The sequence below is a fragment of the Aliterella atlantica CENA595 genome, from assembly GCF_000952155.1.
In the GTDB taxonomy this organism is placed as follows: domain Bacteria; phylum Cyanobacteriota; class Cyanobacteriia; order Cyanobacteriales; family Chroococcidiopsidaceae; genus Aliterella; species Aliterella atlantica.
In genome coordinates this window covers 24,576-38,947 of record NZ_JYON01000009.1, presented here as the reverse complement: position 1 = coordinate 38,947, position 14,372 = coordinate 24,576, and the positions used below count along the sequence as shown (strand labels likewise).

At 42.8% G+C, this 14,372-nt stretch carries 11 protein-coding genes; 9 read left to right on the top strand and 2 right to left on the bottom strand.

Annotated features, from left to right (window positions below; translation table 11 throughout):
- The first annotated feature begins 124 nt into the window (after positions 1-124).
- The 5 genes from rpsP to UH38_RS10175 all read left to right on the top strand — a co-directional run bounded on the left by rpsP (position 125) and on the right by UH38_RS10175 (position 3,042).
- Positions 125-388, top strand: coding sequence for a 30S ribosomal protein S16 (gene rpsP, locus UH38_RS10195; protein WP_045054557.1), 264 nt, complete (start codon positions 125-127; stop codon positions 386-388).
- Positions 348-797 carry a KH domain-containing protein gene (locus tag UH38_RS10190; protein WP_072044910.1) on the top strand — a complete coding sequence of 150 codons (450 nt, stop codon included), beginning with the start codon at positions 348-350 and terminating at the stop codon, positions 795-797. The genes rpsP and UH38_RS10190 overlap by 41 nt, the downstream gene beginning before the upstream one ends.
- Before the next feature lie 92 nt (positions 798-889).
- Positions 890-1,843 carry a PhoH family protein gene (locus UH38_RS10185; protein ID WP_045054555.1) on the top strand — a complete coding sequence of 318 codons (954 nt, stop codon included), beginning with the start codon at positions 890-892 and terminating at the stop codon, positions 1,841-1,843.
- A gap of 3 nt (positions 1,844-1,846) precedes the next feature.
- Entirely contained in the window at positions 1,847-2,254 is a 408-nt protein-coding gene (locus tag UH38_RS10180; protein ID WP_045054554.1) for a ChuX/HutX family heme-like substrate-binding protein, read from the top strand.
- Positions 2,251-3,042, top strand: a complete 792-nt coding sequence (locus UH38_RS10175; RefSeq protein WP_045054553.1) for a DUF6816 family protein — start codon at positions 2,251-2,253, stop codon at positions 3,040-3,042. The genes UH38_RS10180 and UH38_RS10175 overlap by 4 nt, the downstream gene beginning before the upstream one ends.
- Before the next feature lie 156 nt (positions 3,043-3,198).
- Here UH38_RS10175 and UH38_RS10170 read toward each other — a convergent pair whose 3' ends face one another.
- Positions 3,199-5,598, bottom strand: a complete 2,400-nt coding sequence (locus tag UH38_RS10170) for a putative bifunctional diguanylate cyclase/phosphodiesterase (protein ID WP_235355182.1) — start codon at positions 5,596-5,598, stop codon at positions 3,199-3,201.
- 400 nt (positions 5,599-5,998) lie between these two features.
- Here UH38_RS10170 and UH38_RS10165 point away from each other — a divergent pair, with 400 nt between their 5' ends.
- Positions 5,999-6,634, top strand: a complete 636-nt coding sequence (locus tag UH38_RS10165) for an antibiotic biosynthesis monooxygenase family protein (RefSeq protein ID WP_045054552.1) — start codon at positions 5,999-6,001, stop codon at positions 6,632-6,634.
- A 33-nt stretch (positions 6,635-6,667) separates the two neighbouring features.
- On the opposite strand, the gene UH38_RS10160 is transcribed toward UH38_RS10165, so the two are convergent.
- Positions 6,668-9,127, bottom strand: coding sequence for a CHAT domain-containing protein (locus tag UH38_RS10160; protein ID WP_045054551.1), 2,460 nt, complete (start codon positions 9,125-9,127; stop codon positions 6,668-6,670).
- 259 nt (positions 9,128-9,386) lie between these two features.
- On the opposite strand from UH38_RS10160, the gene UH38_RS10155 reads away from it, so the two are divergent.
- The 3 genes from UH38_RS10155 (at position 9,387) to UH38_RS10145 (ending at position 14,366) form a co-directional block, all read left to right on the top strand.
- Positions 9,387-11,969 carry a M1 family metallopeptidase gene (locus tag UH38_RS10155; protein WP_045054550.1) on the top strand — a complete coding sequence of 861 codons (2,583 nt, stop codon included), beginning with the start codon at positions 9,387-9,389 and terminating at the stop codon, positions 11,967-11,969.
- A 219-nt stretch (positions 11,970-12,188) separates the two neighbouring features.
- Positions 12,189-13,898, top strand: coding sequence for an ABC1 kinase family protein (locus UH38_RS10150; protein ID WP_045054549.1), 1,710 nt, complete (start codon positions 12,189-12,191; stop codon positions 13,896-13,898).
- A gap of 96 nt (positions 13,899-13,994) precedes the next feature.
- Positions 13,995-14,366, top strand: coding sequence for a hypothetical protein (locus UH38_RS10145; RefSeq protein WP_045054548.1), 372 nt, complete (start codon positions 13,995-13,997; stop codon positions 14,364-14,366).
- Positions 14,367-14,372: the final 6 nt, after the last annotated feature.

Below are 14,372 nucleotides of genomic sequence, written 5' to 3'. Positions count from 1 at the left end.
GATAAGGAGGACAAGGAGACAAGGAAGATAAGGAAGACGAGGGGGCTAGGGGGATCTATATAGTGATAGAATAGTAAATTCAGCAATAAAGCGAACAACTTTAATAGGAGCATCAATTTTCAACATGGTCAAACTGCGATTGAAGCGCTACGGCAAAAAGCGCGAAGCAAGTTACCGGGTAGTAGCAATCAATAGCCGCGATCGCCGCGATGGTCGTCCTTTAGAAGAATTAGGATTCTATAATCCTAGAACTGATGAAGTCAAACTAGATGTTCCAGGAATTGTGCGTAGACTCCAACAAGGCGCTCAACCCTCGGACACTGTACGTAGTATTCTACGTAAAGCTAATGTCTTTGAACAAGTCGGTGCTACACCAGCCGCCGAGTAATATTGCAAATCAACGCCCAAAAACAAAAATGACTGATTATGCTGGCTTGGTGCGCTTTCTCATCGAGCCATTTTTAGAATCTACGGACAATTTAAGCATTGATTGCGAAACGTCGTCAAATGCAGCAAAAGTGTGGATTCGCGTAGCCTTTGAAGGCGAAGACAAAGGGCGAGTTTTTGGTCGCGGCGGACGCAATATTCAAGCAATTAGGACTGTGCTAGCTGCTGCTGCTGCTTGTTCTGGTCATTCAGCACATTTAGACATTTATGGCAGTCAGCCTAGTAATAATTCCTTTGATGAGGTAGCCCAAAGCGCTGAACCGCCGAGAAGGTCTAGAGAACAACAGCGCGAACCGATAGCCAAACCTACTCTTAAGCTGCGTTCTCGTGATTCAGAACGAGACATCTAAGCAGGATCGAGTTCAGGAGTCGGTTCTACCCCGTCAGAACCGCTCTTGACAAGGCGATCGCTATACTTAAACCAACTATCGATAAAAACTTTATGGCAGAAGCGTCGACGATTCAACTGCCGACTATTGAAAGCGCGATCGCCTTGTCGGGAGAACGCGAAGAAAATCTCAAGACTATAGCGCGGCAAACAGGCGCGGCGCTAGTTTTACACGGGCAAGAGTTATATATTTCTGGTACGGATAAGCAAGTCGATTTGAGTCGGCGATTGGTGCAAAGTCTTGAGTATCTGTGGCTCAAAGGTAAAGCGATTACTCAAACAGATATTTTGACAGCAAGACAAGCTTTAGATACTCAGCGTCAAGACGAACTCCAAGATTTGCAGCGGGACGTTTTGGCTAAAACTCGCAAGGGTGAAGAAGTCCGCGCCAAAACTTTTCGCCAAAGGCAGTATATTCGCGCCCTGCATCAAAATGACCTAATTTTTTGTACTGGTCCTGCTGGTACTGGAAAAACGTTTTTGGCTGTAGTTGTTGCTGTGCAAGCGCTTCTTGCTAATCAGTACGAACGGATAATTTTAACTCGTCCGGCGGTGGAAGCAGGGGAAAAACTTGGCTTTTTGCCTGGAGACTTGCAGCAAAAGGTAAATCCTTATCTGCGTCCGCTCTACGATGCTATTAATGAATTTATCGATCCTGAAAAAGTTCCGAATTTAATGGAACGCGGGGTAATTGAGGTAGCGCCTTTGGCTTATATGCGAGGTCGTACTCTTAATAATGCTTTTGTAATTGTCGATGAAGCGCAGAATACTACTCCCGCTCAAATGAAAATGGTGCTGACTCGTTTGGGTTTTCGATCGCGCATGGTTGTAACTGGCGATATTACTCAAACCGATTTGCCTTTGAACCAACAGTCGGGCTTAACTGTGGCTTTGAAGATATTGCAAAATGTGGAAGGGATTGCTGTTTGTGAATTTTCACAGAAAGATGTGGTGAGGCATCCCTTGGTGCAGAGGATTGTGGCGGCTTACGAACAATACGAACATTAACTTATGAGTGCTACTTTAAAGGAATTTTTGGAACAGTGTGAAGCGCTTTCTACTCTGCGGTTGATTGTAACTAGCAGTGCTGCGGTTTTGGAGGCGCGGGGTAAGATTGAAAAGCTTTTTTACGCCGAGTTACCCAAGGGTAGGTATGCAAATATGCATACCGAGGGGTTTGAGTTTCATCTGAATATGGATGAAATTGTGCAGGTGAAGTTTGAAACTGGTGAGGCGAAGCGGGGGAATTTTACTACTTATGCGATTCGACTTTTGGATAAGGAGGGAAAGTCGGCGCTGAGTCTGTTTTTGCAGTGGGGGAAGCCAGGGGAGTATGAGTCAGGGCAAGTTGAGGCTTGGATGGCGCTTAGGGAACGATATGGGGAGGTTTGGGAGCCTGAGCCTGTAGGGAAGCTATGAACGCGCTAAGAGGGCTTTGGGTTGGTTTGTTGGTGTTGGTTTGGTGTTTTTGGGGTGGGGTGGCAGAGGCTAATCAGTTGAGCGATCGCTTGGCTAGTTTTCCGCGTTGGGAGAAGTTGTCTGTGCAGGTGGCGAAGGGGGATTTGGTTTATCCTGATTGGATGGCGGGTAGTTGGAATGTAAAAAGTACGCTGGTTGATTTGGCTGCTCCTTTGGCTCCTGATATTGTTACGCCTGGCTTTGAGAGCAACCGCCGCACTTTGAATGAGCCTGTAAGTTTTACGGTGCGGTTTGTCCAAGAGCGTTTGTCTACTGGCGGGTTGAAGGTGCGATCGCAGCCTGCGGTTGTTGCAGATCGAGCTTTTAATGGTCTGAATCTGGCACGCGCTTATTTAGATCGCTCGGTAATCGCTGTTAAGGTCGATCCTAAGTCTCCTAATAAACAAATTACTCTCTTGAAGGGCGATCGCGCTCTTGTTTCTTTGGTTACTGGACGGGCTACCGAATCTCCCCAATCAGATAGGTTTGTTGCTGCTGAGGTGTTTCAACAATTGTTTAAGGGTGGTTCTCAACCGTATTTTAATGAGGTGGAAAGCACTACTGCTTATCAATATCTGAGCGATCGCACTGTTGAGGCGGATCAGGTTACTGCTGTTTATCTTTCTCCTCAAGAGCCTCAGTATTTTATAGCTAATTCTCGTCCTGTGGCTTTGTATCGCTATCGTTTGGAGTTTTCGCCTGCTGATGTCTTACCATTCGAGCAAACCTACACAAATTTACCAAAGTAGAAAAGCGCGGCGTTGACTCTTTATACTGGATTGACCAGTAATTTAGAAAGTTGTTTGCGGTTATCTTTTAAACCACTACCAACTTCTTTAAATAGCTCACACCTGCTTGTTTGGCACGCATTAGATAGTTTCATTACATTTACCAAGTCTATAATTTCATGGGGCTACTACTAGATCGTTTTTATTAATACCTTGTCTGCTAGCATTTTCTAACTGCGTGATAATTAAGTCAGTCGCGGCTTCAGCTTCTAAAGGTTGGGAAAATAAGTAACCTTGCCCGTATTTGCAGTTAAGTTCTGCTAGGCGAAATAATTGTGATGGTGTTTCTACACCTTCAGCAACTACATCCATACCTAAAGCATGAGCCATTTGGGCGATCGCCTGCACAATTTCTAAGCCTTGATCGTTGGCTGTCATCCGATTGACAAAGCAACGGTCGATCTTTAAGGTATCGATAGGAAAGCAGTGCAAATGGCTTAAAGAGGAATACCCAGTCCCAAAGTCATCCAAATACAGCAAAATACCTAAAGATTTGAGTTGAGATAGGATTTTATGTACGGGTTCGTCATTTTTCATCAACAAACTTTCGGTAATTTCTAGACGCAGACTCAACGGGCTAAGGTTAGTTTGTTGCAAAATCTGGTCAATTTGCTCGATTAGCTGCGCGTGCTGTAGTTGTTTAACAGAAAGATTGACGCTAATTGTTAGCGGTGTCATGTGAGGAAATTGCTCGTGCCAAGCGCGCGTCTGCTGACAGGCTTGGCGTACTACCTGTTCGCCAATAGCGACAATTAACCCCGTCTCTTCAGCTAGCGGGATAAATTCAGCAGGTGAAACAAAACCGCGTTCGGGATGCTGCCAGCGTACTAAGGCTTCAAAGCCAGTAATTTCACCAGTTTCTAGCAACACAATTGGCTGATAATAAACTCGAAACTCTTGTTGCTCGATCGCTCGTCTGAGATCGTTTTCTAATTGCAGGCGCTTGACAATTTGCGTATGCATCGCCCTGTCGAACACTTCGTAACGATCTTTGCCTAGTGCTTTAGCGCGGTACATGGCAATATCGGCGTTGCGTAAAATGTCATCTAACCAGCCTACATCTTTACTACCCAAAGCAATGCCAATACTTGTAGAGATAAATACCTCATTGCCATTGAGTTTAAATGGTGAAGCTAGCGACGTGGCAATCCTTTGGGCTACAGATATAGCGCGATCGCACTTTTCAATATCGTCTAGTAAAATGCCAAACTCATCTCCACCAAAACGGGCGATCGTATCTCCTTGGCGCAAACACGATTCTAACCGCCTTGCCGTCGCCACTAACAGTTCATCGCCGATCGCATGACCTAGACTATCATTAACTATTTTGAAGCGGTCTAGGTCTAAAAATAGCAAGGCAAAGGCATAACCATCTTCAGTTTTCGCCCGCTTAACTGCTTGTTCTAGTCGCTCCGTAAATAAAGTTCTGTTGGGCAAATTAGTCAGCGCATCGTGATAGGCATTGTGTCGCAGTTCTTCTACAGCGCGTTTGCGATCGCTAATATCTCTTAAGGTCAACACAATTCCGCCAACGCTAGAATTCTCTATGAAGTTGTTGCCGACAATTTCTACATAGCGCCATTGCTCTTGACCGCACTGAACGTATAATTCCAGTAATGGTTTAGTGGGATGATGCAGGCACTCTACTAAAAAATTCTGCATTAATGCCTTATTTTCCTGGGAAAATAAGTTTAAGATGTTGCTACCAACTAAGTTTTCTGGGCAACAACACAAGAGGGCTTCTACCGAGCCGCTGATGTAGTTAATAGTCCAATCGGCATTTACAACTAGAATTACCTCAGAAGCGTTTTGCACCAACGCCCGAAACCGCTCCTCGCTCTCAATTAGGTTTTTTTGCTTGGCTAAAGCAAGCTCCGTCATTTGTTGTACTTGAGCGAACCGCCACAATAAAAAGCCGATAACTCCTGTAGAGATAAATAATGCTAGTGCAGAGCCATAAATTGCCTTGTCTTTTGCTAATTCCTCTTGTTGACTATAAATGCTTTCTAACTGGCTAATTTCCGCTTCTAGCAGTTTGTAAGCTGGATCTACCAATCGTTCTTCAATGGCGATCGCTTGGGCAATTTGCCCTGCACTAATTAATTTAAACTCTGTACCTATTGCTTGGTTGTATTGGGCATAAAGTTGAAAAAATTTCTTTAACTTGTGTTCTTCTAGGTCGAGGCTGTTTAGTTGTTTGAGTGTTTGTGCAGCGCGATCGCGGGCAGATTGCAATTCGCTTAGTGACTTGGTATCTAGCTCTTTACGAGCGATCGCTTGCCATTCTAATATACTGATTTGACTTAGTTCTGCTTCAGTATCAGTTAGTAAATGCTTGACCTCAGCACTCCTATTCACACGTTGATTTAATCCTACAATCAATGTTGCTGTAGTCATCGCAACAAGTAATGCAGCAACTAACGGTGTTGAACGCGGTAATTGATGTTTACCTCGGTCGTTGCGACTATTTACATTTTTGTTGCTCTTAAAAAATAACATTGCATATATAAAATTCAATTATCAATATCCTATTCTTTGCTATATGAATATTCGATTGTTTTGATTAACTCTTGTATGAACTTTCCGATAAAATATGGCGCTTAAAATAGCGATATTACTTAAGTAGTAATAATAAATACACGCATTTTTAATATTTCTAGTAAATTATCCGTAATTACCGCGAATAGTTAAATTTAGTTTGCGTAAATACACGGAAGTAGTTGAAGGTGTTTTAAATAAAATTGATTCATAAATTGCCTGGGTGAGGATCGCGAACAAAGTTGCTAGAGAAAAATAAATTACTATATCTTAGGTACAAAAAAATGAAACTATACATTTATAACCAATGTTTTAGAGATTACAGACAAAAGTTAAAACTTATTTCAGAATAAGCAGAATTGAAAATAGAGGTATTGAGATGCCTGCGATCGCCAAGCACAACGATGTCTTAACCGTTATCATCATTTTTGCCGTAGAACCAGCCAGACAGCAGGAATTGATAGATGCGATCGTTGAATTTTTGGAAGTAGTCAAACAGCAACCTGGTTTTGTATCGTCCAGCATTCACAAAAGCATTGATGGCGTGCGGGTTATGAACTACGCGCAGTGGCAAAACCAAGAAGCTTATCAAGCATTTATCAGTAATACTCAAGTCCAAGCAAAAGGTGAGAAACTCAGAGAGTTTCAGATTCACGAATACCACCGCTATGAAGTTGTAGTTTCCTTACCAGACAACGCTACACTCAAAATTGCTAAAGGCGGTTTGATTCATCTAGCGGAATTTCGAGTCAAACCAGAAAACCAGATGCGGTTAGTAGAATTAGAAAGAGAGTATTTACCCTTGGGGTTGCAAAATCCAGGACTAATATCTGGCAATTTCCACCGATCGCTTGATGGCGTACATAATATAAATTACGGTCAGTGGCGCAGCTTTGCAGATTTTGAAGAACTGGTTAAAGATCCCAAGTACAAACCTTTGAGCGAGTATTGGCAAGGTTTAGCCGAAAATGAGTTTCATTTGTATGAGGTAGTGCATACTGAACCTAGCGATTAGGGATTTGGTAGAAGGTGAAAAACTGCTCTTTAATCAACGTGCATCGCCAATTAAAATAAATGGCGACCAGTATAAAGGATGCTTGTCAATTAAGCTTAGTTTTGCCTGACGCAGTGCTTCTCCTTTGGTCATTCCCTTTTTCAGATTTTGGTAGAACTCAATCATCAATTGCTTGGTTTCTTCATCTTTGGCTAGCCACAAGCTAGCAATTACAGACTTAGCACCAGCACGTTCAAACAGATATGCTATACCTGCAAATTCTTCGCCGCTAGAATTGGCTTGAACTGCTGTTTGACAAGCACTGAGGACGACTAAATCGGTGTTTTTTAGTCCTAGCAGTGCAGCATCGGCGATGTTGAGATTGCGATCGCGAAACAAGATAGTATTAGCTGGTAACTTTAGATCGGGACAACCACCAGGACGGAAACAACCGTGAGTAGCTAGGTGCAAAATTGGAAAGCGAGGAGCCTGAATTTTAAAAGTATCGAGTTTAGCTTTAGCACCTAAGAAAGCCTCACTTCCTGGCAAAAGTGGAGCAATACTTTTAACTTCATCTTCTGCGCCTTGCAAGCTACGCCCATCATTGGGGAAGGGATTACCTAGAGCTAATAACGTTTCCTTGTTCTGATTTGACTGAGGTAAAGTACGACTTGACAGGCGAGTGAGATTATTAACAGGGTATTTTTGGATTAGATACTTGCCTGTTTTACTGTCAATCAGGGTTTCAAAAGGAATATAACGTAGTTTACCTGTAGCAATGATACTCAGTTGCTTGGCTTGATTGGCGACAATTTGCCTCTCTATAGGGCGAATCAGGATGTCGTAAAGCTTAGAGCTAGTAGCGCGGTACTTGTTGAATCTGCCATCGGTTATTTCTTGGCGATATTGAGTAACTAATTCGTCAAATACTTTCGGATCGATTTTTTGTTGGGTGACAGTCAGTTTATCTTTAGTGAGGACAAATATAGCGATCGTATTTGGGACATTAGTAGTTCCAGTGAGTAATACAGGTTGAATAACCACCGTTTCAGCAGGAATATTAGCCCGTAGCATAGCAACATCTTCAGGTTTAGTCTCAAACAGTTCGGCTACTTCTGGGAAGCGGCGGGAGATAGTTTCGGCTTGTTGATTAACCTGTGCTTGTAAAGTATTGACTTGTGATGATAGCTGGGGCGAAAATTTTTGTTGCAACTGCAGACGCAAGCTCTCTAGTTGACGGTTAGATTGATTCCACTTCCCAATTGCTTGTTGTGCTTGAGGGTTAGTGACTTTTGCATCAATCAGGCGGGAATAATCAGCAAGATCGGCGCTAGTAGTGAGGTTGACCCACTGATAAGCACGTTCTGGTTGTTTTTGAGCAATCAGTAAGTTAACTAAAACAATTCCTGAAATTTGGTTACTCGCCAAAAACTGTTGGCGATTTGTTCGCTCCAGCCCGCCACGAATTTGTAAAGTAATTTGCACCGACTTTTCAAGATTTTTGATGGCTTCAGATGGTTGCTTAGTGTCTCGATAGACTACACCAATATTACTCAGCGTCGTTGCTTCTGTATATCTGTCGCCTACTTCTCTAATAATTGGTAAGGCTTGCTTCAAATAATTCAAAGCTTGCTGCGGTTGCCTAGTAGCGTTATATAGTTCACTAATATTATTCAGTGTTTTAGCTTCCACTGAGCGAGCGCCTACTTCTTTAGCGAGCGGCAAAGCTTGATTGTAATAATTCAAAGCTTGCTGCGGTTGCCCGATAGCTCTGTAAACTACACCAATATTACTTAGTGTTATGGCAACGCCATAACGATCGCCTATTTCTCTGAGAATCGGTAAAGATCGATTGTAATAATCCAAAGCCTTCTGTGGTTGTCCAATAGCTCTGTACACTAAACCAATGTTACTTAGCGTGGTGGCGACACCCGATCTGTCGCCTACTTCTTTGGAGATCGGCAAAGCTTGATTATAATATGCTAGTGCTGTCTGTGGTTGCCCGATAGCCTGGTAGACTGAACCAATATTATTGAGAGCCGTAGCTTCATCTAAACGATTGCTGACTTCTCTAAGAATCGGTAAAGCTTGACTGTAATAATCTAAAGCCTTCTGTAGTTGCCCAAGGACTCTATATGCTTCACCAATATTACTCAATGTTATGGCAACGCCAGAACGATCGCTAATTCTTTTGAATATGGGGAGAGCCTGGTTGTAATAATTTAAAGCTTTCTGTGGTTGCCCAATATTATAGTTAAGACCAATACCAAGGAGTGCGATCGCCTCAGCTTCCTGGTTTTTGACTGCCCTTGCTACAGACAAAACTTTTTGGTATGTAGCGATCGCCTGTTGTGGATTCCCTTGCTGTGTCTGTTGTCTAGCTTGCTTTTGTAGTCTTTCTAGTTCCTGCTGCTGAGTTTGTGTCTGTGCTTGGGTAGGTTGAACTATTGGTGGTACAGCCACGTTACTCAGACTAATGCCCAACACTAATAGACTGCTCAAAAGTTTTTTCACGTCTGACACCTACTTGCTAAGATGTTCAATTACCGCAATTTGGTATAACTTCACTTGTTTACCCCCTACTTTCAAGTAGAAAGGATAGGGCTACTGCAAATATGGTATTAGCAAAGTATTAGTAGACGCTGAGAATTACTTAAGACAATATGGTGCGTTGCAAGGCAACACACCCTACAAGAAGCGATCGCTAATATTCGGTTAGAACTCTATGGAAGTGAAAAAGTTAGAATTTAGCTGATTATTCTATTTTCTAACTATGCCTCACTCCTACTTCGATACAGAAAATAACGGTCACAAATCCTTTGAACTACCAGGCGCGAAACCTCACTACAATCCCGATCGCCCAGGGCAAGTTGAGCATATATACTTAGACTTAAATTTAGATATTCCCAACCAAAGCTACAGTGGTACTTGCACCATTAGCTTAAAACCAATTTGCACAGGCATTAACAGCTTGTCACTAGATGCGGTTAATCTCAATATCGAGTCAGTGCAAGTTGATGGTATAAATCAAGCCTTTGATTACGACAAATCCAAGCTAGATATCAGGCTAGAGCCAGCTACCGAAATCGGCAAAGTTATCCAAATTGCGATCGCCTATTCTGTCGAAAAACCCCAACGCGGACTGTATTTTATCGCTCCTGACAAGCACTACCAAAGCAAACCTACGCAAGTTTGGACGCAAGGCGAAGATGAAGATTCTCGTTTTTGGTTTCCCTGCTTTGACTATCCAGGACAACTAGCAACATCAGAAATCAAAGTCAAAGTTCCTAACCCATTTATTGCGATTTCCAACGGACGCTTAATCGATACCCAAGCAGACGGCGATTATAAAACCTATCATTGGTTGCAAGAACAAGTCCACCCTACTTATTTAATGACGCTAGCAGTAGGAGACTTCGCCGAAATTCAAGATGAATGGCAAGGTAAACCTGTAACCTACTACGTAGAAAAAGGACGGGAAGAAGATGCGCGGCGCAGCATGGGCAAAACTCCCCGCATGATAGAGTTTTTCAGCGATAAATACGGCTACCGCTATGCTTTTCCCAAATATGCCCAAGTCTGCGTTGATGATTTCATCTTTGGGGGAATGGAAAATACCTCTACAACCTTACTGACAGACCGTTGCTTGTTAGACGAAAGAGCAGCTTTAGACAATCGCAATACAGAAAGTTTGGTTGCTCACGAACTGGCGCATCAATGGTTTGGCGATTTGGTTGTGATTAAACATTGGTCTCATGCTTGGATTAAAGAAGGGATGGCTTCTTACTCGGAAGTCATGTGGACGCAGCAAGAATATGGCAATGAAGAAGCCGCCTATTACCGCTTGTTAGAAGCCCGCAACTATTTAGCCGAAGATAGCAGCCGTTACCGTCGTCCGATTGTTACTCACGTTTACCGCGAAGCAATTGAACTGTACGATCGCCATCTCTATGAAAAAGGTTCCTGTGTCTACCACATGATTCGCGCCGAACTAGGCGATGAATTGTTCTGGAATGCTATTCATACCTTTGTGCAAGATAATGCTCACAAAACTGTCGAAACTGTAGACTTGTTACGAGCAATAGAAAAGGCGACAGGACGCAATTTGCTATTTTTATTCGACCAATACGTTCATCGCGGCGGACATCCCGATTTTCAAGTTGCATATTCTTGGGACGCTGATAGCAAATTAGCCAAAGTTACAGTTACTCAAACCCAAGCAAAGCCTGGTAGCACTACCGATTTATTCGATTTGAAGATTCCGATCGCTTTTGGCTACGCGCAGGAAGGAGGCGAAAGTCAATTTAAAACGTTTGCAGTGCGACTATACGAACGCGAACAAAGTTTTTACTTCCCCTTAGAGGAAAAGCCCCAGTTTGTTAGCTTTGATGCTGGTAATAACTATTTAAAAACTGTAACTTTAGAGTACGCCTTGCCAGAGTTGCAAGCACAGTTGCAATATGACCCCGATCCAATTTCGCGCATCTATGCAGCAGCAGCTTTAGCCAAAAAAGGCGGTTTAGAAGCAATTAAAGCCTTAGCTACCGCTTTAAAGAGCGATCGCTTTTGGGGTGTGCGTGTCGAAGTAGCAAAAAGTTTGGCAGAAATTAAACTTGACCAAGCTTTTGAGAGTTTGGTAGTTGGGTTAGAAGATGACAATGCTTTGGTACGTCGTTCTGTAGTTGAAGCTTTAGCGCAAATTAAAAATAAAGATAGTTACAAAGCCATTAAAACTTTGCTCAAAAAGGGCGATGCTAGTTACTACGTTGAAGCCTCAGCCGCTAGAGCGTTGGGCGCGATCGCGTCTACGATTTCCAAGGAAGAAAAAGCGGTTAAATTGCTCAATTTAGTCCTAGAACAAAGAGCAGGTTGGAATGAAGTCGTGCGTTCTGGTGCGATCGCTGGTTTAAGTCAATTAAAGACTTCACAAGCAGCGCTTGACCTAATTTTAGAATACACTGAAGCGGGCGTTCCTCAAGCTTTGCGTTTGGCAGCAATTCGGGCGTTAGGTGCTATTTCTAGCGGTCAAACTCCTGTTAATTTGGAGCGCATACTAGAACGCTTAGAACAACTAGCTAATGAAACATTTTTCCTGACGCAAGTTTCGGTAGTTGTCGCTTTAGGACAAATGGAAACTATCAAAGCAATGGGCATTTTAAGCGCTTTAGCTAGCCAAACTCCAGATGGGAGAGTGCGCCGCATGGCGGAAGAAGCAGTGCAACAAGTGCAAGCCAAAGCTGGTTCCCAGCAAGCAACCAAACAACTGCGCGAAGAACTCGACTTGCTCAAAGCAGCCAATCAAGAACTCAAAAGCCGTTTAGAAACCCTAGAAGCCAAGTCCTCTACCAAAGGCTAAATTACTCTATCAGTGACCAGTTGCCAAACCTGGTCACTGTTCTTTACTTTTCTTATAAATACTTTGTACTTTTAAATACTATAATTAATAAAAAGATAAAAATAAGTAGCTATTCTAAAGCCATCTGGTGATAGGAAATCTACGAAGGTTGTAAATCAAAGTTAGCAATCCTTCAAAGTATCCAACGTACACTTCCCAGTTTGTGAGGCAGATCGAGGCGTGGGTCAGTATCAACTTGCTCAAAGTAATCGCAGTTACAATCCAAAAGCGATCGCCAAATACTACCGTTTCCGTCCCTGGTTAGTATTAGGACGAGTTATAACAATAGTTTGGTATTTTTCTGGATTCATATTTAACTTGCAGTGGGACGAATGGCTAGGCAAATCGGCAGAAAACCAGCCAAAACGTGCAATTCAAATCAGAAAAATTCTGACTCGCCTCGGTCCTACGTTCATCAAAGTCGGTCAAGCACTATCGACAAGACCTGACTTAATCAGAAAAGATTACTTAGAAGAATTAGTTAAGCTGCAAGATCAGCTACCACCATTTGACAATGCGATCGCGCTACGCACCATTGAGACAGAATTAGAGCGTCCTTTAGAAGATATCTACAGCGAAATCTCTCCTCAACCTGTAGCTGCTGCAAGTCTGGGACAAGTATATAAAGCGCGTTTGCATACTGGCGAAGAAGTAGCAGTAAAAGTACAACGTCCTAACTTACGTCCAGGATTAAGTCTTGACCTGTACTTAATGCGATGGGCAGCAGGTTGGTTATCTCCTTGGCTACCGCTCAACCTCGGTCACGATCTCAGAACAATCGTAGACGAATTTGGTACGAAGTTATTTGAAGAAATTGACTATCTCAATGAAGGGCGCAACGCGGAAAAATTTGCCACTAATTTCCGCAACGATCCACGCGTCAAAGTCCCGTCAATTTACTGGCGTTATACAACCACCCACGTATTAACTTTAGAGTGGATTAATGGCTTCAAGCTTACAGATACTCAAAGTATCAAACAAGCAGGGTTAGACCAAGATGCAATTATTGAAATTGGCGTAACTGCTGGCTTGCAACAGCTTTTAGAACATGGATTCTTTCACGCCGATCCCCATCCAGGTAACTTATTTGCTACCCTCGATGGTCGCATGGCTTACATCGACTTCGGGATGATGGATCAGCTAACAGAGGAAATGAAAGAAACTCTAGTAGATGCGCTGGTGCATTCTGTCAATCACGAATATGCAGATTTAGCAGAAGATTACGTAAAATTAGGCTTTCTCGCACCAGGAACAGATATTCGCCCGATCGCACCTGCATTAGAAGCGGTACTAGGAAATGCGATTGGTGAAAGTGTCGCCAATCTCAATTTCAAAACTATTACTGACTCCTTTTCGGAGTTGATGTACGAGTACCCTTTCCGCGTTCCAGCGAAGTTTGCATTAATCATTCGCTCGTTGGTGACGCAAGAAGGTATCGCTTTAAGCTTAAATCCTGACTTTAAAATCGTAGAAGTTGCCTATCCATATATAGCCAAGCGCTTGTTGAATGGCGAAACACCGCAATTACGTAGACGGCTACTGAATTTGTTGTTTAAAGATGGCAAATTCCAATGGGAACGTCTGGAAAACTTGATTGCGATCGCTCGTGCTGATAATAGCTTCGATTTGTTACCTACAGCACAAATGGGTTTGCAGTTTCTCCTTTCCGATGAAGGCAAATTTCTCAGACAGCAACTTGCGATCGCTTTTACCGAAGACGATAGATTGCACACACAGGAAGTACAAAGGTTGTGGGATTTAATCAAAGATGAATTGCAGCCTACAAAGCTAATATCTGTAGCCTTTGGTGCGATCGGAGAATTGTCTAAAGAACGCACAGCAGCTTTATTTCCGGCTTTAAACGCCTTTGCTGCTAGACAAGATAAGTAAGGAAAAGGGGAAGCAAATCATCTTCCCCTTTTTAGTTAAGAAATGTAACAATATTAATTTATAGTTGAAGTAGTACCAAATTTAGAATTTAAAAAAATGTCTTACTATTTCACCCCACCTTACTTTCTAGTATTTGCAGGTTTATTTATATCTTTGACTTCTGGATCTGCCTTTGCGGCGACGCTGAAACAAATTGTGGCAAAATGGTCGAGCGATCGCGCGGAGGCGGCTGTAGCTAAGTTACCCACAGGACAATTGATCGTGCCTTTTTTGGGAATCAACGCTGGGATTTTAATGTTCTTAGCTGCTGGTTTGGAAGTGTTTGGATTTCCAGGTTGGCTTGCTTATGCTGCTGCTGTACCTTTAACTTTGTTTATTGGCATCCTAGTTTGGTATCAGTTAGGCAGTATGTTGACTTATGTAGAACAAAAAGGATTTGCATCTTTAGATTTAGATTCTTGGCAATAGGGAGAA